Source organism: Microbacterium azadirachtae (genome assembly GCF_025583665.1).
GTDB classification, from domain to species: domain Bacteria; phylum Actinomycetota; class Actinomycetes; order Actinomycetales; family Microbacteriaceae; genus Microbacterium; species Microbacterium azadirachtae.
Genome location: NZ_CP099706.1, coordinates 608746 through 629679 on the forward strand (window position 1 = coordinate 608746; position 20934 = coordinate 629679).

21 protein-coding genes are annotated in these 20934 nt (G+C 71.3%); 10 read left to right on the forward strand and 11 right to left on the reverse strand.

The window, feature by feature from the left end; translation table 11 throughout:
• The 4 genes from NFX31_RS02870 to NFX31_RS02885 form a co-directional block, all read right to left on the reverse strand.
• Positions 1–1278 carry an RNA polymerase sigma factor gene (locus tag NFX31_RS02870; RefSeq protein ID WP_338101486.1) on the reverse strand — a complete coding sequence of 426 codons (1278 nt, stop codon included), beginning with the start codon at positions 1276–1278 and terminating at the stop codon, positions 1–3.
• A complete protein-coding gene (locus NFX31_RS02875; protein ID WP_091478513.1) occupies positions 1278–1634 on the reverse strand; it encodes a YciI family protein in 357 nt (118 codons plus the stop codon). The genes NFX31_RS02870 and NFX31_RS02875 overlap by 1 nt, the downstream gene beginning before the upstream one ends.
• A 14-nt stretch (positions 1635–1648) precedes the next feature.
• Positions 1649–2218: a dihydrofolate reductase family protein gene (locus tag NFX31_RS02880; RefSeq protein WP_045251588.1), complete on the reverse strand. Its 570-nt coding sequence runs from the start codon at positions 2216–2218 to the stop codon at positions 1649–1651.
• Between the two features lie 96 nt (positions 2219–2314).
• Positions 2315–3643 carry an HNH endonuclease gene (locus tag NFX31_RS02885; protein WP_045251589.1) on the reverse strand — a complete coding sequence of 443 codons (1329 nt, stop codon included), beginning with the start codon at positions 3641–3643 and terminating at the stop codon, positions 2315–2317.
• Between the two features lie 248 nt (positions 3644–3891).
• On the opposite strand from NFX31_RS02885, the gene NFX31_RS02890 reads away from it, so the two are divergent.
• From NFX31_RS02890 to NFX31_RS02910, 5 genes are all read left to right on the forward strand, one after another.
• Positions 3892–4482, forward strand: coding sequence for a molybdopterin-dependent oxidoreductase (locus NFX31_RS02890; protein ID WP_262956745.1), 591 nt, complete (start codon positions 3892–3894; stop codon positions 4480–4482).
• Positions 4479–5243, forward strand: a complete 765-nt coding sequence (locus NFX31_RS02895) for an FAD-binding oxidoreductase (RefSeq protein WP_248700482.1) — start codon at positions 4479–4481, stop codon at positions 5241–5243. Before NFX31_RS02890 ends, NFX31_RS02895 begins: the two co-directional genes overlap by 4 nt.
• Positions 5243–5500, forward strand: coding sequence for a DUF6510 family protein (locus NFX31_RS02900; RefSeq protein ID WP_045251591.1), 258 nt, complete (start codon positions 5243–5245; stop codon positions 5498–5500). Before NFX31_RS02895 ends, NFX31_RS02900 begins: the two co-directional genes overlap by 1 nt.
• Positions 5501–5618: 118 nt before the next feature.
• Entirely contained in the window at positions 5619–6050 is a 432-nt protein-coding gene (locus tag NFX31_RS02905) for a tautomerase family protein (RefSeq protein ID WP_045251592.1), read from the forward strand.
• Positions 6051–6053: 3 nt separating this feature from the next.
• Positions 6054–6602, forward strand: coding sequence for a TetR/AcrR family transcriptional regulator (locus NFX31_RS02910; RefSeq protein ID WP_045251593.1), 549 nt, complete (start codon positions 6054–6056; stop codon positions 6600–6602).
• Positions 6603–6640: 38 nt separating this feature from the next.
• Here NFX31_RS02910 and NFX31_RS02915 read toward each other — a convergent pair whose 3' ends face one another.
• Together NFX31_RS02915 and NFX31_RS02920 are read right to left on the reverse strand one after the other, a co-directional pair.
• Entirely contained in the window at positions 6641–7636 is a 996-nt protein-coding gene (locus NFX31_RS02915; RefSeq protein WP_248700483.1) for a GNAT family N-acetyltransferase, read from the reverse strand.
• Between the two features lie 143 nt (positions 7637–7779).
• Complete coding sequence (locus NFX31_RS02920; protein ID WP_045251594.1) at positions 7780–8430, reverse strand: hypothetical protein; 651 nt, start codon at positions 8428–8430, stop codon at positions 7780–7782.
• A gap of 79 nt (positions 8431–8509) precedes the next feature.
• Here NFX31_RS02920 and NFX31_RS02925 point away from each other — a divergent pair, with 79 nt between their 5' ends.
• Both NFX31_RS02925 and NFX31_RS02930 read left to right on the forward strand, forming a co-directional pair.
• On the forward strand, positions 8510–9037 hold the full coding sequence (locus tag NFX31_RS02925) for a DUF302 domain-containing protein (protein WP_262956746.1): 528 nt from the start codon (positions 8510–8512) through the stop codon (positions 9035–9037).
• Positions 9038–9074: 37 nt separating this feature from the next.
• Entirely contained in the window at positions 9075–9767 is a 693-nt protein-coding gene (locus tag NFX31_RS02930) for an NADPH-dependent F420 reductase (RefSeq protein ID WP_211256067.1), read from the forward strand.
• 55 nt (positions 9768–9822) lie between these two features.
• On the opposite strand, the gene NFX31_RS02935 is transcribed toward NFX31_RS02930, so the two are convergent.
• The 4 genes from NFX31_RS02935 to NFX31_RS02960 form a co-directional block, all read right to left on the reverse strand.
• Positions 9823–10428: a universal stress protein gene (locus tag NFX31_RS02935; RefSeq protein WP_420847425.1), complete on the reverse strand. Its 606-nt coding sequence runs from the start codon at positions 10426–10428 to the stop codon at positions 9823–9825.
• Between the two features lie 34 nt (positions 10429–10462).
• On the reverse strand, positions 10463–10909 hold the full coding sequence (locus NFX31_RS02945) for a universal stress protein (protein WP_045251679.1): 447 nt from the start codon (positions 10907–10909) through the stop codon (positions 10463–10465).
• Positions 10910–10967: 58 nt separating this feature from the next.
• Positions 10968–13463, reverse strand: coding sequence for a zinc-binding dehydrogenase (locus tag NFX31_RS17525; protein ID WP_338101487.1), 2496 nt, complete (start codon positions 13461–13463; stop codon positions 10968–10970).
• A gap of 63 nt (positions 13464–13526) precedes the next feature.
• Complete coding sequence (locus NFX31_RS02960; RefSeq protein WP_262956747.1) at positions 13527–15200, reverse strand: sensor histidine kinase; 1674 nt, start codon at positions 15198–15200, stop codon at positions 13527–13529.
• 110 nt (positions 15201–15310) lie between these two features.
• Here NFX31_RS02960 and NFX31_RS02965 point away from each other — a divergent pair, with 110 nt between their 5' ends.
• Entirely contained in the window at positions 15311–15952 is a 642-nt protein-coding gene (locus tag NFX31_RS02965) for a response regulator transcription factor (RefSeq protein WP_262956748.1), read from the forward strand.
• 24 nt (positions 15953–15976) lie between these two features.
• Here NFX31_RS02965 and NFX31_RS02970 read toward each other — a convergent pair whose 3' ends face one another.
• Complete coding sequence (locus NFX31_RS02970; protein ID WP_045251597.1) at positions 15977–16417, reverse strand: universal stress protein; 441 nt, start codon at positions 16415–16417, stop codon at positions 15977–15979.
• Positions 16418–16553: 136 nt separating this feature from the next.
• Here NFX31_RS02970 and NFX31_RS02975 point away from each other — a divergent pair, with 136 nt between their 5' ends.
• Positions 16554–18458, forward strand: a complete 1905-nt coding sequence (locus NFX31_RS02975) for a heavy metal translocating P-type ATPase (RefSeq protein ID WP_262956749.1) — start codon at positions 16554–16556, stop codon at positions 18456–18458.
• Between the two features lie 2 nt (positions 18459–18460).
• A complete protein-coding gene (locus NFX31_RS02980) occupies positions 18461–20893 on the forward strand; it encodes a phosphoketolase family protein (RefSeq protein WP_262956750.1) in 2433 nt (810 codons plus the stop codon).
• Positions 20894–20934: the final 41 nt, after the last annotated feature.

Below are 20934 nucleotides of genomic sequence, written 5' to 3' on the forward strand. Positions count from 1 at the left end.
TCAGCGACCCGCCCGGTCGAGCAGCATCGCCCGCTCGGCGGCATTCGCGGTGAGCTCGGCCGCCCGCAGGAGCTCCGCCTGCGCCGCGGCCGAGCGTCCGAGGCGCTGCAGCAGGTCGCCGCGCACGGCGTGCAGCAGGTGGTAGTCGTCGATCGCACCGCCGTCGACGAGCGCATCCACGAGCTCGAGGCCCGCGGTGGGCCCGTGCACCTCGGCGACGGCCACCGCGCGGTTGAGCTCGACGATCGGCGAAGGGAACCGCGCGGCGAGCACCGCGTAGAGGCCGGCGATCCGGCGCCAGTCGGTGTCGGCCTGCGTCGCGGCCATCGCGTGCGCGGCGGCGATCGCCGCCTGCAGCGCGTAGCGGCCGGGCGGCCGTCCGCGGTCCCGGGCGAGCGCGTGCGCACGCGCGAGCGCCGCATAGCCGCGGCGGATCAGCAGCCGGTCCCAGCGGGTGCGGTCCTGGTCGCGCAGCAGCACGAGGCGCCCGGACGCGTCGTGCCGGGAGCGCAGCCGGGACGCCTGCAGCTCCAGCAGCGCGGCGAGCCCGTGCACCTCCGGCTCGGCGGGCATCAGGGCGCACAGGAGCCGGGCGAGGCGCAGCGCCTCTGTGCACAGATCGATGCGCATCCAGTCGTCGCCGGCCGTCGCGGCGTAGCCCTCGTTGAAGACGAGGTAGATCACCTCGAGCACTGCGTCGAGCCGGGCTGCGAGCTCGGCGCCCGAGGGCACCTCGTAGGGGATCCGCTGGTCGCGGATCGTCTTCTTCGCGCGCGAGATGCGGCGCACGATCGTCGGGGTCGCGGTCACGTACGCCCGGGCGATCTCCTCGGTCGTGAGCCCGCCCACCATGCGCAGCGTCAGCGCGACCTGGGAGGTGCGCGGCAGCACCGGGTGGCACGCCGTGAAGAGCATCCGCAGCAGGTCGTCGGAGATCTCGCCGTCCACGACCGACCCCGGATCCGGTGCCGACGCGGCGTCGGCGAGCAGCTCGCCCTCCAGCAGCGGCAGCTTGCGGGCGAGGGTCGCGTCGCGGCGGATCCGGTCGATCGCCCGGCGCTTCGCCGTGACGGTCAGCCAGGCGCCCGGATTGTGCGGGATCCCGTCCCGGGGCCACTGCTCCAGCGCCGCCAGGTGCGCGTCCTGCGCCAGATCCTCGGCCAGTGTGATGTCGCCCACGAGACGGGTCAGCACGGCGACGAGCTGCGGCCATTCGATCCGCCACGCCGCGTCGACCGCGCGCGGCACCGCGCGGTCGACGGGCGGGTCGGTCGCCACTATTCGCCGTCGAGTTCGCGCAGCTCGAGGGCCATCGTCCACTCGGGGCCGTGGATGCGCAGGAACCGCGTGCCCCATTCGACGGCCTCGTCGCGCGTGCGGGTCTGGAGCAGGCAGTAGCCGCCCACCATCTCCTTCGACTCGGTGTACGGGCCGTCGACGACGGTCACGTCACCGCCGGAGAGCCGGAGCACCGCGCCTTCCTCGGGCGGACGGAGCCCGGCCGTGTCCAGCAGCACACCGGCCTTCGTCATCTCTTCGAGCAGGTGGCCCATCTCCTCCTCGAGACGGGGGTCGGGACCCCAGTCGGCGGGCAGTTCCTCGACGTCGGGCCGGATGAGCAGCAGGTATCGCATGGTCTGATCCTCTCTCAGGCGACGCTGTAGCGCAGGTAGGTCGCCCCGGCGGCGAAGGAGCGGGACTCCTCGAGGGTCAGCTCGAGGTCGGTGCCCGTCGGGAACAGCGGCGTGCCACCGCCGATGACGACGGGATGCAGGACGATGCGGAACTCGTCGATCAGGCCCAGGGCGAGGAACGAGTGCACGAGCTTGGGACTCGCGTAGATCGCGATCGTGCCTCCCGGCTGCTCCTTCAGGCGCCCGAACTCCTCGGCGAGGTTCCCTCGGACGAGCCGCGTGTTGTTCCAGTCGGCCGACTCGAGGGTCGTCGACACGACGATCTTGTCGACCGCGTTGACCCACTCCGCGTGCGCGCGCTCGGTGGGCGTGCTCTCGGCGGTGGGCTGCGTGCTCCAGTACCCGGACATCCCGAGATACGTCTCGCGCCCGTAGACGGGGAGGTCGATGTCCTCCTGGATGTGCTGCGCGTAGGCGGACAGCTCCTCGTCGTACGCGCGGTTCGTCCATTCGAACCCCATCCCCTTGCCCGACGACACGTATCCGTCGAGCGTCATGTGGTCGAAAGCCACGATCTTTCGCATGTGCGTTTCCTTCCGGTGCGGGGCCGCCCTTCGGCCCCTTCACCTGTTCCGTCGAACGGGCAGGGCGGATCCGGACACAGGCGGGGAGGAATCTGCTCACGCGATGCGTTCGGTGCGGGCGCGCCCGCCGAGCCGGGGCGGCGCACCGGTGCCGGGCGGCGGCAGGAACCAGACCTTCGCACGGATCCCGACGCCGTCGATGCGGATGACCCATCCGTTGTCGTGGACGAGGTGGTGGCAGGTCTCGCAGAGCAGGACCCCGTTGGCGAGATCCGTCGTGCCGAGGTCTCGAGCCCACCATTCGATGTGGTGGGCCTTCGTCATCGAGGGCGGCAGCCCGCAGAAGGCGCATCCCCCGTCGCGTTCGGTCAAGGCCAGGCGCTGGGTCCTGCTGAACAGGCGCCGATTGCGCCCCCAGTTCAGGATCTCCCCCTCCTGTCCGCAGGTCCACCGAATGACGCTGCCGCCGCCGGCCATCCGCCGCACGGTGTCGATGCCGACCGGCTGCTCGATGCCGTCGATCCGCCCGGATCCGGTCCCGGCTTCCAGATCGGCCGCGTTCACCCGTACCACGACGGTCGCCCCGTTCAGAGTCTGGTTCTTCAGGCAGGTGAGGCCGTGCTCGGCGAGGTGCACGAGCGCGTCGGCCTGGATCTGCGCCACGGTGCGGCGGTCGGAGCCCGGGTCGTCGCTCTCGTGCTTCGCGGCGAACCCGGCCGACACGAACCCTTCGATCGCGGTCTTGACGGAGGCGGCCCGGGCAGGGTCGAGGGTGGCGTTCACGTGCAGCATCCCGCCCCGTTCGAACATCGACAGGCCCGCCTGCGCACGCAGTGCGTCCTCCCGCGGAGCGACCCCGTCCGGATCCAGATGTGCCTCGGTCCGGGTGATCGCTCGGCGGACCTCGTCGGCGGACAACCCCGGAGCGAGGCCGACCAGCAGCCGTTCGGCCTCTGCGGCCGCGTCGCGACCGACCTTCGGGATCATGCGATCCAGGAAGGCGACGATCATCCCCGCCGCCGCGGCGCCGACCCGTCCCGCGGACAGCGTCTCCTGCAGAGCGGGGAACTTCGCAGGAAGCGCCTCGCCGATCAGGTTCGTGCGCGGCGCGGTCGCCTCGCCGACCGTCACGAGTCGGAGCGCCTCCCCGGTCGACGCCCCCGTGGTCGTCGCGATCAGCTGTGCCGCGTTCCGGTAACCCTGCTGCTTCGCCAGCGACGCCGGTCCGAGCTCGTGCCGCGACTCCCGCGCGATCCGGGCCGCGACCTCCGCGTGCACCGCATCCGCAGCGCGCTTGAGCCGCCCGATCGCCTCGTTCACCGCCAGCAGCTGCGTCCGTGACAACGCCGCCCCGGACTCCGCGCCCGCCCATGCCTCATCCAGGAGCCGAGTGGCTTCCCGGATCGGGTCGAGGGTGCTGGTCATGCTCCGATTCTAGCGAGATTCGAAGATTTGTTCCCATTTATCCACAGGTGGATCTGGCCGCAGACCTGGGAGCATCCTGCGATCGCCTCCTCCCGATGTCGTGGAGCGCCCATACTGCCGAACGCCCGTCCTCCGACGGATTGCGCATCGCCACGCCAGGAGTCTGATGCAGCCCTGGCGCCGGCCGTCCGCGAGTGACAGGCTGAGCGTGTTCACGTCCCGGCGTCTTCCCGCGAGAGGGGTTCGCGATGTCGTTCATCACCCGAGGCTTCACCGGTCGGCGCCGGGATCAGGACGACCGGCTCCCGCCGGGTCAGACCCTCGTGCACGACTTCCCGGTGCTCTCGGCCGGTCCCACGCCGCAGGTCTTCACCGAGGACTGGGAGTTCACGATCCGCAGCGCCGCGGGCGTGCGGCGGTGGAGCTGGGGCGAGTTCCAGCAGCTCGAGGTCGAGGACGTGGTCGTCGACATCCACTGCGTCACGCACTGGTCGAAGCTCGGAACCCGCTGGCGGGGCGTCTCGATCGACACACTGCTCGCCGACGTCGAGGCGTCGGAGGAGTTCGCGATGGCGCACAGCTACGGCGGCTACACGACGAACGTGCCTCTCGAGGATCTTCGTGACGGCAAGGCCTGGGTCGTGTTCGAGTTCGAGGGCGAGCCCCTCGATCCCGAGCACGGCGGGCCCGCCCGGCTGCTCGTGCCGCATCTGTACTTCTGGAAGAGCGCGAAGTGGATCCGCGGACTCGACCTCCTCTCCGACGACGAGCCGGGCTTCTGGGAGCAGAACGGATACCACCTCCACGGGGATCCGTGGAAGGAGGAGCGCTACTGGTGAGCGTCGTGACGGAGCGCGTGCTGCCGCGCGCGGCCTGGCACACGGCCGACGTCGTCGAGGTGCGGCGCGAGACGCCCACGGCCGCGCGCATCGTGCTCGACGTGGCGGGCTGGCCGGGGAACCTGCCGGGCCAGCACCTCGACGTGCGCCTGACCGCGCCCGACGGCTACACGGCGACACGGTCGTACTCGATCGCCTCCGCGGGCGATGGCGCCCGGGTCGTGCTCGCCGTCGCCCGGGTCCCCGACGGCGAGGTGTCGCCGTTCCTCATCGACGAGCTGAGGGCGGGGGACCGGCTGGAGGTTCACGGGCCGCTCGGCGCGTACTTCGTCTGGCGCGCCCCTGCGGACGGCGGAGCAGGACGGCCGGTGCAGCTCATCGCCGGCGGATCGGGGGTGGTCCCGCTGTATGCGATCGCTCAGGCGCACCTGGACGCGGCGGACGCCACGCCGTTCCGCCTGCTGTACTCGGTACGCACGCCCGATGACGTGTTCTTCGCGCAGGAGCTCGATGCGGCGGCGCACGGATCCGTGCCGTTCGTCGCGGACTACGTCTACACGCGACGCGCGCCCGCGGGCGACGACGCCCCGGTCGGACGCCTCACGCGCGAACGCCTCGCCGCGGCGACGTTCGGCCCCGAGGGCGACCCTCTCGTCTACGTGTGCGGCGCGACGGCCTTCGTCGAGCAGGTCGCGACGTGGCTCGTCGACCGGGGGCACGATCCGCGCGCGATCCGCACCGAGCGCTACGGAGGAACCTGATGCAGCACTTCGACGGGAACCTGCTGGCGGGGGCGCTGACCGACCTGCTGGCCTTCGATGCCACCACCGCGCGGGCGCGATGCAACGGCTGCGGCAACGTCGGCGAGATCGCGACGACGATCGTGTTCCGCAGTGGCGCCGGGATCGTCGCGCGATGCCCCGCCTGCGGACAGGTGCTGCTCACGATCGTCGAGACCGGGGACCGCACCTTCGTGAACTTCACCGGCACGGGCGCGATCGAGATCCCGGCGCGCTGACCCGGTCGGCCGACGCGCTGATCCGCCCGGCCGGCGGAGGAGCGCCCGAGGGCGCCTCTTGCGCGGACTATGACGCTCGTCATACTATGACGATCATCATAGAACGAAAGAGCTCGTCATGCCGATGATCGATCTGTACGCGACGGAGGGCACGTTCGCGGATCCGCAAACCCTGGGGCGCCGTCTGGCCGAGATCGTGATGCAGGTCGAGCAGGTGCCCGACATCCCGATGTTCCGCAAGAACACGGCGGCGTTCGTGCACGAGCTCCCCGCCGGGGCGATCCGCAACGTCGACGGCGACAGCGACCACGTGCGGGTCCAGGTGCTCACCAACGCCGGCGCGCTCGACCGCGACAAGCAGCTCGCAGTCGTCGCACGGCTGACCGATGCCGTCGCCGAGGCCGCCGGCGACCCGTCGCTGGCGGAGCGCACCTGGGTGCTGCTCACCGAGGCGGTCGAAGGCGGCTGGGGCCTGTGGGGCACGGCGCACACGAACGCGGACCTCGTGCAGGCGGCCAGGGCCGAGATCGCGAAACTGCAGGGAGCCTGACCCATGGCGACGGATGCGCGCGCGGCGATGATCGACGCCGCGATCCGGATCCTCGCGGAGGACGGCTATCAGGCGGCGTCGTTCACCGAGGTGATCGCGCGATCGGGAGCACCCCGGGGATCCATCTACCATCACTTCCCCGGAGGCAAGGACGAGCTGGTCGCCGCGGCCCTCGACGTGCAGAGCGCGCGCACCTTCGAGCGGCTCGAGCAGTTGACGGGGCAGGATCCGGTCACGGTCGTGCGGGCGTTCACGGACGGCTGGCGGCGCGGGCTCGAGCTGACCGACTTCGCCGTCGGCTGCTCTCTGCTCGCGGTGAGCACGTCGACGGGCGAGGGGGAGCTGCGGGCGAAGGCGGGCGGTCTGTTCCGCGACTGGCGCGGGCTGCTGGCGCGGCTCTTCGTGGCGGGCGGGATGGACCCCGCGCGGGCGCAGGGATTCGCTGCGCAGGTGCTGGCGGCCACCGAAGGAGCCGTCGCGATCTCCCGCGCGGAGCGCTCTTTCGAGAGCTTCGACCTGGTGACGGCGCAGTTGCGGGGCGCCGCGGGGTAGCCGGTTCTGTCCGGGTCCCGAGGGCTCAGCCTCGGCCGCTACCTCCCCGCAGCGTCATCGCCGCGGAGCGTCATCACGACGCTCGTCACCGCCGCCACGGGTTTGCCGTCGGCCCGCGTGATCGCGCAGTCGAAGTGGCTGAGGGTGCGCCCCGCATGCGTCACGGTCGCCACGGCGGTGAGGCGCCCCGACCACACCGGGCGCAGGAATCGGGCGCTCAGCTCCACGCTCGCGAACGACTCGCCCTCGGTCAGCAGGGTCGATTGGGCGGTGCCGATCGCGGCGTCGGCCAGCTCGACGAGGAACCCGCCGTGCACCGTGCCCTGCTGATTGCCGTGCGATCGCGGATCCGCCTCGACCTCGATCGTCGCGGATCCGCGGCCGACCGCGGTCGTGCGGAACCCGAGCAGCCCCGAGATGGCGGTCGGATAGCGCAGGTGGGTGCGGTCGCCGGGTCGCAGCGTGCCGTCGATCTCGCGACGCAGATAGTCGAGCACGGGGAGCGGCGCGGTGCCCGCCTCCTCGGAGTCCGCGGACCGCGGATCCGGATCCAGTCGCCGCTCCATGAGGATGTCGGCCCGCGCGTAGTAGTCGGCGACGGGCAGCTGCTCGCGGGTGATGCGCCGGAACCCGGCCTCCTCGTACAGGTGCACGGCGGGGGCGAGTCTGCCGTTCGTCCCGAGGAACAGCCGTCGGCCGCCCAGCTCGGCGGCGCGACGGACGCCCGCCTCGACGAGGCGCCGTCCGATCCCGCCGCCCTGGGCCTCCGGTCGCACCCCCATCTTCGCGAGTTCGAACACGCCGTCGCCGTACGCGATCACCGCGACGCAGCCGAGGGCCTCACCCGATCCGTCGCGGGCGATCAGCACATCCCCGCCGGGCTCGACGATGCGGGTCACCGGATCCGCGAGCAGCGTTCGATCGGAGTCGGTGAGGGTGAACATGCGGGAGATCCAGTCCTCGTTGATCTCCCGGAACGCACGCGCGTCGGCGGCGTCGCTCAGGGGCGTGATGCGGATTTCGGGAGTCGGCATGCTTCGAGCCTGCACCGTTCGTGACGGGGAGGGGCCGTCCGCTTCGCGTCGGGGCCCGGCCAATCGAAGGATGCTGGCCTGGTCGCGGGTGATGCGTCGGAACCGGCCTGCTCGTCGGATCCGGAGGCGCGGAGCCGGGGCCGTCAGTCCTGCGGGCGGCTCACGCCGAGCAGCAGCGCCGGCAGGGTGTGGCGCACGTAGCTCGACTCCGGGAACGACTTCTCGTTGCCGCCGGAGGCGATCCACGACTCGAACGACCGCTCGTAGGTGAGGATCACGACCCGCACGCCGAGCGCCGGCTGCCACTCGAACCGGCGTCCGATGCGCGACAGCAGCAGCTCGAACGCCTCCAGCAGCGCGGGCAGGAACGCGCGCTCGGACTCGATCACGTCCTCGCTGCGCGCGCCGGTGGAGGCCGCGAGCTGCCGCTCCCGCAGCCGGATCGTCAGAGAGCTCCAGTCGAGCGGCCGTGCCTGCGCGAGCGCGGCGGAGATCGCGACCTCCGGTGCTTCGCCGGGGTGCGCCTGCGGATCGAACGACTCGGCGGCCGACCGCACGCGCTGGGCGCACTCCTCGAGCAGCTCGTGGTCGACGGCGTGCAGGAGGTCGCGGTCGCCGGGGAAGAGAGTGCGGAACGCGCCGTCGGTGAGACCGGCCTCGCGGCGCAGCTCCGCGGTCAGTGCCGGGAGGGATCCGTCCCAGGTGGGCAGCAGGATCCGCGCCATCGTGATCACGCGGGCGCGGCTCTGACGGCGCGAGGCGTTCACGCGCGACGTGTGCTCGTCGGTTGACATGGGTGCGTCCTCTCCGTGATCGAGCGTAGCGGCGTGCCGCGACGGCGTCGGCCCGCCGGCGCTGCGAGAGGATGGTCCGGTGAGCTACGACGCGGCCGAGTCCGTCTTCGAACACGCCGGGCGACGGATCCGGCTCGAGACGAACGCGCAGTTCGACGCGCTGGTCGGGGCGTTCGAGGCCGCGGTCCCCGCGCTGTCGGACGAGGATGCGCTCGCCGAGGTGCGCGGCGGCGACTGGGCGGCCTTCGTGCGCGGGCTGCAGTGGGAGGCGCCGAGCGGGTTCGTCCGGGTCTGGACCTGGCGCCCGGATGCGCTCATGGAGCGCGCCGGCGGCGGCTCCCGCAGCGCGGTGTGGCTGATCGCGCACCACGGGATCGCCGCGCGGCTGTTCCGGCACGATCCCGGCACGATGCTCTATGCGCCGCTGCGCATCGAGGCGCACACCTCGGGCGCTCCGGGGACCACGCTGAGCTTCGAGGCGCCGGGCGCCCGGCTCGCCGGCTTCGGCGTCAACAAGATCACGCAGGCGGGCGCGGAACTCGATCGCGCCCTCGGCGACCTCCTCGAGGAGATCGGGCTGCCGCGCCCTGCTGCGCTGCGTCGCTGACCGGCCGCGCGGGGGATGCGCTGGCTACGATGGCGGCGTGGCGGACGAGGCACCCCGGATCGAGACGCTCGGCATCATCGGTGCCGGCAGGGCCGGCGGCGTGCTCGCCCGGCTCGCCGTGGCGGCCGGCTACCGCGTGCTGCTCGCGGGCTCGTCCGATCCCTCGAGGATCGAGCGCACGGCGAAGGCGCTCGGCGCCGCCGCCGTCGATGTCGCAGAGCTCGTGGACCGATCCGACGCGGTGCTCCTCGCGCTGCCGCTGAGCCGGCACACGACGCTGCCGGCCGACCGGCTGCACGGCACGCTCGTGATCGACGCCATGAACTACTGGTGGGGCGCAGACGGCCTGCGCGCCGAGCTCGACGACCCGCGCACGTCGACGAGCGAGATCGTCCAGCGGTTCCTCGCCGGATCTCGCGTCGTCAAGGCCCTCAACCACATGGGCTACCAGGATCTGGAGGATGAGGCGCGTCCGGCGGGGGCGCCCGACCGCAAGGCCATCGCCGTCGCCGGAGACGATCCCGCGGACGTTGCCCGCGTGGCGCGGCTCGTCGACGACCTGGGGTTCGACCCCGTGATCGCCGGCGACCTTGCCGCGGGGATCATGCTGGAGCCCGGAGCGGAGGCGTTCGGGGCGGACGTCGGCGCCGCCGAGCTGCGGGCCATGCTCGACCGGTTCCCTGCCTCGCAGCGGGGCATCGTCGTGGCGCGGGCGCGCGCGGCCGGCTGAACGGCTCCGTGTCGTCCTGCGCGCAGGAACCCCTGGTGGCCGTCGTCGATCGCGCTCAGTCGACGGAATGCTCCTCGCGTTCATCGCGCTGCTCGCGTCGCACGATGAGCACCGGGCAGTGCGCATGTGTGGCACAGGTTGCGCTCACAGAACCCAGAAGCAGACCGACGAAACCTCCGCGTCCGCGGCTGCCAAGGACGAGCATTTCTGCACCGCCGCTCTCCTTGATCAGTGCGGCCGCCGCCGGACCGGCCAAGACGGAGGTCGACAGTTCCGCCGGCGGATTCGCTCCGAAGACATCCTTGACTGCCGTTTCCAGGATGGTGGCGGCATCCACGTCGGGCGCCCAGCCCAGGGTCGGATAGAGGTCGATGAGAGCCGGGTAGTCCCACGTCGTGATCACCCGCAGCGGCGCCCCGAGTGCAGCCGCGATCTGTCCCGCGTAGCGAAGGGCGTCACGCGAGGATTCGGAGCCGTCGACACCGACGAGGACGGGAGCGTTTGCAATCGTGTTCATGGTGCAATCCTTCGACTCCCGATGCGCACTGGCTGGGACGAAAGTCCGTTCGGCTTCGAGGTTCGCGCGGTGCTGCATGCCCGGACCTCGGAAGATGAGGTACGTGAGCAGGGCGAGCACGGGAAGGAAGACGAGGGCGATCACCCAGAGTGCCTTCGCGACGCCGCCGAGCGTGTGATCACGCCTCGTCCGGGAGTTCCCGGGGGTGGACCACCAGGACCGGTGCGTGCGCGTGCAGGACGCACGCGGCGCTCACCGAGCCGAGCAGCAGGCCGACGAAGCCGCCGTGGCCGCGGTTGCCCAGGACGAGCATCTCGCAGGTCCTGCTCATCTCGATCAGGGTGCGCGCCGGCGGTCCGCCGGCCACGGTGCGGATCAGCCCCGCCGGCGGGTCGTCGCCGAACGCCTGGTCGACGGCCGCCGCCAAGGTGTCCGTCGCATCCTGTTCGGGCGTCCACTCCATCACGAGCCTCGCGCCCGAGAGCGATGAGTAGTACCACGTGGTGACGGCCTCGAGCGGGGCGTCCAGGGCGTCCGCGAGCCGGGCCGCGTAGCGGAGTGCGGCGATCGAGGAATCCGACCCGTCGACGCCGACGATGATGCGCTTTCTCTCGTTGGTTTCCATGGGATCACGCTCCTCCGTGCGTCGCCCCGCGGTCGGGACGAAGGTCATCCGGATCCGCTCAGTCGGCGGTCTCGACGTCGAAGTCGAAGACGAGGCGGGCGGGCACGGTGCCGTCGAGCACCTCCTGCATCGACGTGGCCGCCGACGAGAGATCGCGGGTCTGGGCCACGACGGTGGTGCGCCCCAGCGCGTGCAGGCGGAACACTTCGGCGAGGTCTTCCCTCGTGCCGACGATGGATCCGATGATCTGGATGCCGTTGAGCACCGTGTCGAAGACGGGGAACGTCAGCGTGCCGTCCTTGGGAAGGGACACGAGCACGAGCCGGCCACCGCGCGCGAGGGCTCGATAGGACTGATCGAACACCGCCGGCGCGACGGCGAGCACGATGCAGGCGTCGGCGCCGCCGAGCGCTGTGATCGCGGCGACCGGGTCGGTCTCGGCCGCGTTGACGACGTGGTCCGCGCCGAGCATCGTGGCGAGCTTCAGCTTCTCGTCGCTCACATCCACCGCGATGACCTCGGCGCCGACCAGCCGGGCGTACTGGATCGCCAGGTGTCCGAGGCCGCCGATGCCGAACACGGCGACGCGCTCGGACGGCGTCACCCGCGCGGCCTTGATCGCCGCATACGTCGTCACGCCGGCGCAGGTCAGCGGCGCGGCGTCGAGCGAGGTGACGGCGTCAGGAACGGGGACGGCGAAACGGGCATCGATCACCGCGTACTCGGCATGAGCGCCGTTCACCGCGTAGCCGGTGTTCTTCTGGGCGAGGCAGAGGTTCTCCCGCCCCGTCACGCAGTACCGGCAGGAGCCGCAGGCCGAGCCGAGCCAGGCCAGCGCGACGCGGGTGCCGATCGACGGCGCGGAGACCCCCTCGCCCAGCCCGTCGACGCGGCCGATCCCCTCGTGCCCGGGGATGAACGGCAGAGACGGCTTCACCGGCCAATCGCCGTGCGCAGCATGGATGTCGGTGTGGCAGAGGCCGCTCGTCTCGATGCGCACGAGCACCTGCCCGGGCCCCGGAACGGGGACGGGGACCTCCTGCACGGCGATGGGCTCCGTGAACGAGGACACCACGGCGGCGCGCATGGTCGCCGGCGTGGAACCGCGCTCCTCGTGCCTCGTCGGTGCCGCCGCCGGGGGCACGCTCGCAGGAGCGGTGTCGGCCGCCGCGACCGCAGCACCGTTCCGGGATGCGCTCAGCGGGACGACCTCGTCGAGGCGCGGCACGCGCACGTTCCCGTTCAGGTCGCGCCTGATGCGCCGCCGCAACGCGTCGGCGGCGGTCGGTTCGCCGTGGGTCAGGAAGACCTGTCGAGGCGCTGTGGGCGCAGTCCGCATCCATTCCACGATCTGTCCGGCGTCGGCGTGCGCGGACATCATCTCGAGCGAATGCACCTCCGCCAGGATCGGGATGTCCTGCCCGTAGATGCGCAGCGTGCGCTCTCCGCGCTGCAGGGCGTCCCCGCGAGTCCCCCCGGCCTGGAACCCGGTCAGCACGATCGCGTTCCGGGGATCCGGCCCGTACGACGCGATGTGGTGCAGGATCCGCCCTCCCTCGAGCATGCCGCTGGCCGAGATGATGATCGCCGGTCCTCCCCGGGTGTTGAGCGCCTTGGACTCCTCGACGGAGTGCACGAGCGTGGCGCCCTCGTACATGCGGTGGAACTCCTCGGGCGAGATCCGGTGCTCTTCGGGGTGGCGGGCGTACATCTCCGCGCCGCTCACCGCCATCGGGCTGTTCAGGAACACCGGCACCTCGGGGATCCGTCCGGTGGCGCGCAGCCGACTGAGGTGGAGCAGCAGCGACTCGGCGCGGCCGATCGCGAACGCGGGCAGCAGCACGACGCCCCCGCGCGCGCAGACGCGCGTGATGATGTCGGCCAGGGCGGCCTCGGCATCCGTGCCCGGATGCGTCCGATCGCCGTAGGTGGACTCCGACACGAGCACATCCGTCTGCTCCAATGCCCGCGGCGGGCGCATCAGCGCATCGTCCGTGCGTCCGAGGTCGCCGGTGAAGTGCACCCGGCAGCCGTCCGCCTCCAGCAGCACCTGCGCCGCGCCGAGGATGTGCCCGGCCGGTACGAACGTGACCCGGGCATCTCCGATCTCGACCGGGGCGTCGAACGCGTGCGGGGCGAAGTGCTCGAGTGCGGCGGTCGCGTCCTCCTCGGTGTACAGCGGCAGCGGGCGCGCATGCGTGGAGCTGTGGCGCCGCGCCGCGTACGAGGCCTGCTCCTCCTGCAGGCGTCCGCTGTCCGGCAGGATGAGGGTGCTGAGCTCGGCGGTGCCGGTGGTGGTGTGGATCGGGCCGTCGAAGCCGTCGCGCACCAGCGCCGGCAGATAGCCGGTGTGGTCCAGGTGCGCGTGGGTGATGACGACGGCGTCGATGCTCGACGGGTCGACGGGGAACCGGGCCCAGTTGCGCTCGCGCAGGGTCTTGTAGCCCTGGAAGAGACCGCAGTCGATGAGGATCCGCGTCGTGCCGGTGTCGACGAGGTAGCGGGATCCGGTGACCGTGTCGGTCGCCCCGAGGAATCTCAGTGTGGCGCTCATGCTGCGACTCCACACCCGCCGGGCGTCCCCGTGCGGGACTTTGGTCACCCGAGGGACGGAACGTCAGGGGCGGGCGTCGCCGCCGCGCGGCAGCGGTGCGCTCCAGCGCACGCGGACGCCGCCCTCCTCGCGGTTCGCGACCGTGAACGCGCCGCCCAGGCGTTCCGCTCTCGCGGCGAGGTTCGAGATGCCGCTGGCGTCGATCGTCGGGGGCAGGCCGTCGCCGTCGTCCTCGATCATGGCGACGACCTCCGCCTCCGAGACCACCACGGTGACCAGCGCCGTGGTGGCGTTCGCATGCCGGGTGATGTTCGCGAGCGACTCGCGGACGACGGCGACGAGATCGTCTGCGAGGTCTCCGGTGACCGCGAGGTCGACGGGGCCGGTGAAGCTGATCCGGGGGCGCGGGGACACCCCCGAGACCAGCGCGAGCAGGCGACTGCGGAGGGCATCATCGCTGTCCGGGCGATGCCGCAGAGCGAAGATCGCGGTCCGGATGTCCGCGATGGCCCCGTCGACCTCGTCGATGTGCCGCTCGAGGGCCACCGCGAGCGACGGATCGGCGGCCGCGATCCCCTGCAAGCCCAGCGTCGTCGCGAACAGCCGCTGGATGACGTGGTCGTGGAGGTCGCGGGCGATGCGCCCTCGGTCTTCGACGATCTCGAGCCGCTGGTGCTGCTCTCGGGCCCTGGCCAGTGAGATCGCGATCCCCGCCTGGGAGGCGAAGTCGGAGATGGTGAGGAGCTCGGCAGGGCTGTAGGTGGCGCTGCTCCGGGACACGCAGAGGGCGCCGACGGGGGCGCCGGCCACGACCAGCGGGACCGCGACCGTATGGCCGAAAGGGCGCAGGACGGCGTCGACGGGTGCGGGAAGCCGCTCGACGATCAGCGCGTTCTCTCTGATCGCCCGCGCCGGGAGCGCACCCTCGGCGGGATAGTGGGTTCCCTCGATCGCCGGGCCCCCCGAGCCCCGGGCGACATCGATGCGCAGGCGGTCGTCCTCCTCCGGCGTGATGATCGCGACGAGCTCGGCCGGCACGACGGTCGCGACGGCGTCGGCGACGATGCCGAGCGCGTCCCCGCTGTCGGGCGACAGCAGGGCTGCGGTGATGCCCGAAAGGGCCGCGCCGAGCCGTTCACGACGGTGCGTCTCGGCATACAGGCGCGCGTTCTCGATCGCCACCCCTGCGGTGACGGCGAGCGCTTCGATGATCTCCTGGTCCTCGTCGGAGAAGCGCTCCTTCTGCGGGTCCGTGAGGTAGAGGTTGCCGAAGGTCCGCCCCCTGACGCGGATCGGAACGCCGAGGAAGGCGTCCATCGGTGGATGGTGCGCGGGGAAGCCGACCGAGCGGGGATCGTCGGCGATCCGCGGGATCCGGATGGTCTGTCCCTGCTCGATCACGGCGCCGAGCAGTCCGTGCCCCGTCGGCGGAGCGCCGATCTCCTGCACGACCTCGTCGGCGATCCCCTCATGGATGAACCGTTCGAGCAGCCCGTCCTCATCGATCACGCCGAGGGCGCCGTACCGTGCGCCGACGAGCTCGATCGCGGCGCGAACGATCCGGCGGAGCATCGCATCGAGGTCCAGGTCCTCGCTCACCGCACGGGTGGCGCCGAGCAGGCTCCGCAGCCGACCCTGAGCCGCGAGCACCTGCTGGGCGCGGTCCATCAGCTCCGCGATGGTCCGCTCCAGCTCGAGGCGGGGGACATCGGGGAACGTGAGAGGCTCTTCGTCCATCGCCGCCGTCCTGCCGTTGACACTACGGAGTCTAGGCATCCGAGGGACCTACGGCCTGTGGATCCGCTGTCGCGGTGCGGCATGATGAGCGCAGAGCAAGGGGAGATCCGATGAGCGGTGTGTTTCTCGTCGACGATCACGAGATCGTCCGTCAGGGGCTCGCGGGAGTGATCCAGGGCCAATCTGACCTGACGGTCGTGGGAGAGGCAGCCAGTGTCCATGACGCGCTCGGGCGGATCGCCGCGACGCAGCCCGACGTCGCGGTGCTCGACGTCCGCCTCCCCGACGGCAACGGGATCGATCTGTGCCGGCAGCTCCGTCAGGACTTCCCGCGCGTGCAGTGCCTCATCCTGACGGCCTACGACGACGACGACGCGATGTTCGCCGCCGTGATGGCAGGCGCCGCCGGGTATCTCCTGAAGAGCGTCCGCGCCGCCGAGCTGCTCGAGGCGATCCGCGGCGTCGCCGCGGGGCGCCGGCTCCTGCACCCGAGCGCGGAGCGTACCGCGATGCAGCGCATGCGCGATGCCCCCGGGGAGGACCCCCGCTTCGGATCCCTGGGGCTGCGGGAACGGCAGATCCTCGCCCTCATCGCCGACGGTCTCACCAACCGGCAGATCGGAGAACGGCTGGGGCTCGCGGAGAAGACGGTCAAGAACTACGTGTCGGGGCTGCTCAGCAAGCTGGGATTGGACCACCGCACGCAGGCGGCCGTCTTCGAGATCGAGCGCGGCCGGCGCCACGAGGGCTAGCTCCGACGAGGTCGACCCCGTTCGTCAGCCCTTCCGCTTCTCGTGGCGCACGATGAGCACCGGGCAGTGCGCGTGCGTCGCGCAGGTCGCGCTCACAGAGCCGAGCAGAAGACCGGCGAAGCCGCCGCGGCCCCGGCTGCCCAGCACGAGCATCTCCGCGTCGCGGCTCTCGTCGATCAGCACGGACGGCGGCGGGCCTGCGATCACCGCAGCGCTCAACGATGCCGGGGGATCCTCGCCGAACACGTCCTTGATCGCCGCGTCCAGAAGCACCGCCGTCTCTTCGTCCGGCGAACGATCGGGCGTCGGGTACAGATCGATCAGAGCGGCGTAGTCCCACGTCATGACGACGCGGAGAGGGCGGTCGAGCGCTTCGGAGAGCGTGGCCGCGTAGCGGAGGGCGTCGAGCGAGGGTTCCGATCCGTCGACGCCGACGAGGATCGGCGCGTTCGCAGTGGTGTTCATGCCCTCACCCTGCGACGCGTTCCGCAGGCGCGCCGGGACGAAAGTCACTTGCCGCCGTCGAGGGGGAGCGCAAGGCTGGGGGGACGCAGAGATGTGCCGTCGGGGAGGAGAACGCGAGAGCATGGTGTGGAAGACGATGAGGCGGCAACCCGCGATCCCCCTCGCCCTCCTCACCCTCGTCGTGGTCCTGGTGCTCGATGCGACCGGCCGTCACGCCGCGGCCCGCTGGCTCGCGACGATCGTCGTCGGCGCTTTCGTGGTCTGGACCCTCGTCGGGATGATCCGCGAGATGATCCGCGGCCGGTTCGGACTCGACGTCCTCGCGATCGTGGCGATGGCCGCCACCCTCCTCGTCGGCGAGTACGTGGCCGCGCTCATCATCGTGCTGATGCTCTCGGGGGGCGAGGCGCTGGAGGACTTCGCCGCCCGCCGCGCCAAGCGCGAGCTCACCGCGCTCCTCGAACGGTCGCCGCAGAGCGCGCACGTCGTCTCGGTCGACGGCGAGGACGGTGCCGAGAGCGTCCGCGATCTGCCGGTCGACGACGTCGCCGTCGGCGATCTCCTCCTCATCCGTCCGTCCGAGATCGTGCCCGTCGACAGTGAGATGGTCACGGACGAGGCGGCGTTCGACGAGTCCTCGCTCACCGGGGAGAGCCTGCCGGTGACGCGCCGCACGGGCGAGATCCTGCTGTCGGGCGCGGTCAACGGAAGTCGCGTCGTCCGGGCGCGCGCCGTGCGGCGCAGCGTCGACAGTCAGTACCAGCAGATCCTGATGCTGGTGCGCGAGGCGCAGGAGTCGCGCGCACCCGTGGTGCGGCTCGCCGACCGGTTCGCGATCCCGTTCACCGTCGTCTCGCTGCTGCTCGGAGGAATCGCGTGGGCGGTGTCCGGGGACGCCGTGCGGTTCGCCGAGGTGCTGGTGCTCGCCACGCCGTGCCCGCTCCTGATCGCCGCGCCCGTCGCATTCCTCGGCGGGCTGTCGCGGTCGGCGAAGGCGGGGATCGTGCTCAAGGGGGGAGCGGTCATCGAGACCCTCTCGCGGGTGCGGTCGGCGGCGTTCGACAAGACCGGCACGCTCACCCGCGGTCGTCCGGCACTGATCGACGTCCGCCCCGAGGCGGGATTCTCGGCCGACGAGGTGCTGCAGCTGGCCGCATCGGCGGAGCAGTACTCCTCCCATGCGCTCGCCGAGGGGATCCGCGCGGCAGCCCGGTCCCGGGGGCTCGCTCTGCTGACCGCGGAGGACGCCGGCGAGGTCGCGACCAACGGCGTCATGGCGCGCATCGGAGGACGGGTGGTTGTCGTCGGAAAGCCCGCATACGTCGCGTCGCTCGTGCCGGCGTTCTCGCGCACCGACCTCGCGCCGGGGGAGGCGGCCGCCTATGTCGCGATCGACGGCCGTCACGCCGGGGCGCTGGTGCTGGCCGATGCGCCTCGCGCCGAGTCTCGAGGCGTGGTCGCATGGCTGGCGCGCCACGGCATCGACCGTGTGGTGATGCTCACCGGCGACGCGCACGCGACGGCTGCGTCGATCGCCGAGACGGTCGGCATCGACGAGGTGCACGCCGAGCTCCTTCCCGACGACAAGGTGCGCCTCGCCCGGGACCTGCGTCCGCGCCCGCTCGTGATGGTCGGCGACGGAGTGAACGACGCCCCCGTGCTCGCCGCCTCGGACGTCGGGATCGCGATGGGAGCCAAGGGTGCGACCGCGGCGGGGGAGGCCGCCGACGCCGTGATCCTCGTGGACTCCCTCGCCAAGGTGGTTCACGCGGTCGAGATCGGCAGGCACACGGTGCGCGTGGCGCTGACGGCGATCTGGATCGGGATCGCGCTCAGCATCACGCTCATGGTCGTCGCCATGAGCGGCGTGATCCCTGCCGTCGCGGGGGCGCTGATCCAGGAGCTGGTCGATCTCGCCACGATCCTCTACGCCCTGCGCGCCCTTCGCGGCCCGCTGACGCCGGAGAGCGCGCTGACGGAGTCCGCGACCGAACCGGGACCAAAGGCCCGTGCCGACCACGATGAGAGGACCAGGCTGTGAGCATGAGCGAGACCCCGCAGAACCATCCCGCTTCCGCCTCCGAACGCGTCGTCCCCGATGCGGACCTGCGGAGCATCGACGCCTGGTGGCGGGCGGCGAACTACCTCAGCGTCGGACAGATCTACCTGCTGGACGACCCGTTGCTGCGCCGGCCTCTCGTGCCCGAGGACGTCAAGCCGCGACTGCTCGGGCACTGGGGCACCACGCCGGGGCTGAACTTCCTCTATGCGCATCTCAACCGGGTCATCCGGGATCGCGCGCTCAGCTCGATCTTCGTCACAGGGCCGGGTCACGGCGGGCCGGGCATGGTCGCCAACACCTATCTGGACGGCACGTACTCGGAGGTGTATCCGCGTATCACGCGCGACGCTGACGGTGTGCGTGCGCTGTTCCGTCAGTTCTCCTTCCCGGGAGGGATCCCGAGCCACGTCGCGCCCGAGACGCCGGGGTCGATCCACGAGGGCGGCGAGCTCGGCTACTCGCTCAGCCACGCGTTCGGCGCCGCCTTCGACAACCCGGAGCTGGTCGTGACCTGCGTCGTGGGCGACGGCGAGGCGGAGACGGGACCGGCGGCGACGGGCTGGCACTCGAACAAGTTCCTCGACCCGGTGCAGGACGGCACGGTGCTGCCGATCCTGCACCTGAACGGCTACAAGATCGCGAACCCGACGGTGCTGGCACGCATCCCGGAGCGCCGTCTGGTCGAGCTGTTCCGCGGTTACGGCTACACCCCCTACGTGTTCACGGCGGGGTTCGACGGTGAGGATCCGATCAGCATCCATCGCCGGTTCTCGGCGCTGCTCGAGTCCGTCTTCGACGAGATCGCGCGGATCCGGGCGGACGCGCGGGTGGGCCGCTACCACTCGGACGACCCGGTGACGGCGACCCCGGAGTGGCCGATGATCATTCTGCGCACGCCCAAGGGATGGACCGGCCCGCACGAGGTCGACGGCGTGCTCGTGGAGGGGACGTACCGCGCCCACCAGGTGCCGCTCGCCAGCGCGCGGGACACACCGGAGCATCTCCGGATCCTCGAAGAGTGGATGCGGCGGTATCGCCCCGAGGAGCTGTTCGACGACGCCGGGGCGCCCTCCGCGTCGATCGATCGACTCGCCCCCCAGGGCGAGCTCCGCATGAGCGCGAACCCCGTGGCCAACGGGGGGCTGCTGCGCACTCCACTGTCGCTTCCGGACTTCCGCGACTTCGCCGTGGACGTGCCGTCACCCGGCGCCACGACGGCGGAGGCGACGCGAGTGCTCGGCACCTGGCTCGCCGAGGTCATCCGACGCAACCCCTCCACGTTCCGGATCTTCGGTCCTGACGAGACCGCCTCCAACCGCCTCGCGCCTCCGGTCTACGAGGCGACTCAGAAGCAGTGGGCCGCGGCGATCCTCCCCACCGACGACCACCTCGCCCGCGTCGGCCGGGTGATGGAGATGCTCAGCGAGCATCAGTGCCAGGGGTGGCTCGAGGGGTACTTGCTGACCGGTCGCCACGGCCTGTTCACCTGCTACGAGGCCTTCATCCACATCGTGGACTCGATGTTCAACCAGCATGCGAAATGGCTCAAGGTGACCAGGCGGATCCCCTGGCGGCGGCCGATCTCGAGCCTCAACTACCTGCTGACGAGCCACGTGTGGCGGCAGGACCACAACGGCTTCAGCCACCAGGATCCGGGCTTCATCGACCACGTCGTGAACAAGAGCGCGGAAGTCGTGCGCGTGTACCTGCCGTTCGATGCGAACACGCTGCTGTCCACGTACGACCACTGCCTCCGCTCGGTCGACTACGTCAACGTCGTCGTCGCGGGCAAGCAGCCCGCCGCGAACTGGCTCACCATGGACGAGGCCGTCGACCACTGCACGCGGGGCCTCGGGATCCTGGAGTGGGCCGGGACGGAGGTGACCGGGCAGGATCCGGACGTGGTCCTCGCCGCAGCCGGTGACATCCCCACCCTGGAGGTGCTCGCGGCCGCCCAGATCCTGCGCGAGACGCTTCCCGACCTGCGGGTGCGGGTGGTCAACGTCGTCGATCTGATGAGGCTGCAGTCCGAGAGCGAGCATCCGCACGGACTGCCGGACCGGGAGTTCGACGCGATCTTCACGGTGGATCGCCCGGTCGTCTTCGCGTATCACGGCTATCCCTGGCTCATCCACCGGCTCGCCTACAAGCGCCACGGGCACGACAACCTCCATGTGCGCGGGTACAAGGAGAACGGCACGACCACCACGCCGTTCGACATGGTCATGCTCAACGACCTGGACCGGTACCAGCTCGCGATCGACGCGATCGACCGCGTGCCGGGCCTCGCCCAGCGCTGCGCCGGGCTGCGTCAGGAGCTCCAGGACGCGCGGCTGCGTGCTCGCGCGTACACCCGGGAGCACGGCGAGGACATCCCCGAGGTGGCCGACTGGAGCTGGAGCGGCGCCCGCTGAGCGGACGGCCCGCCCCGGGGATCCGCGGTGACCACGGGACC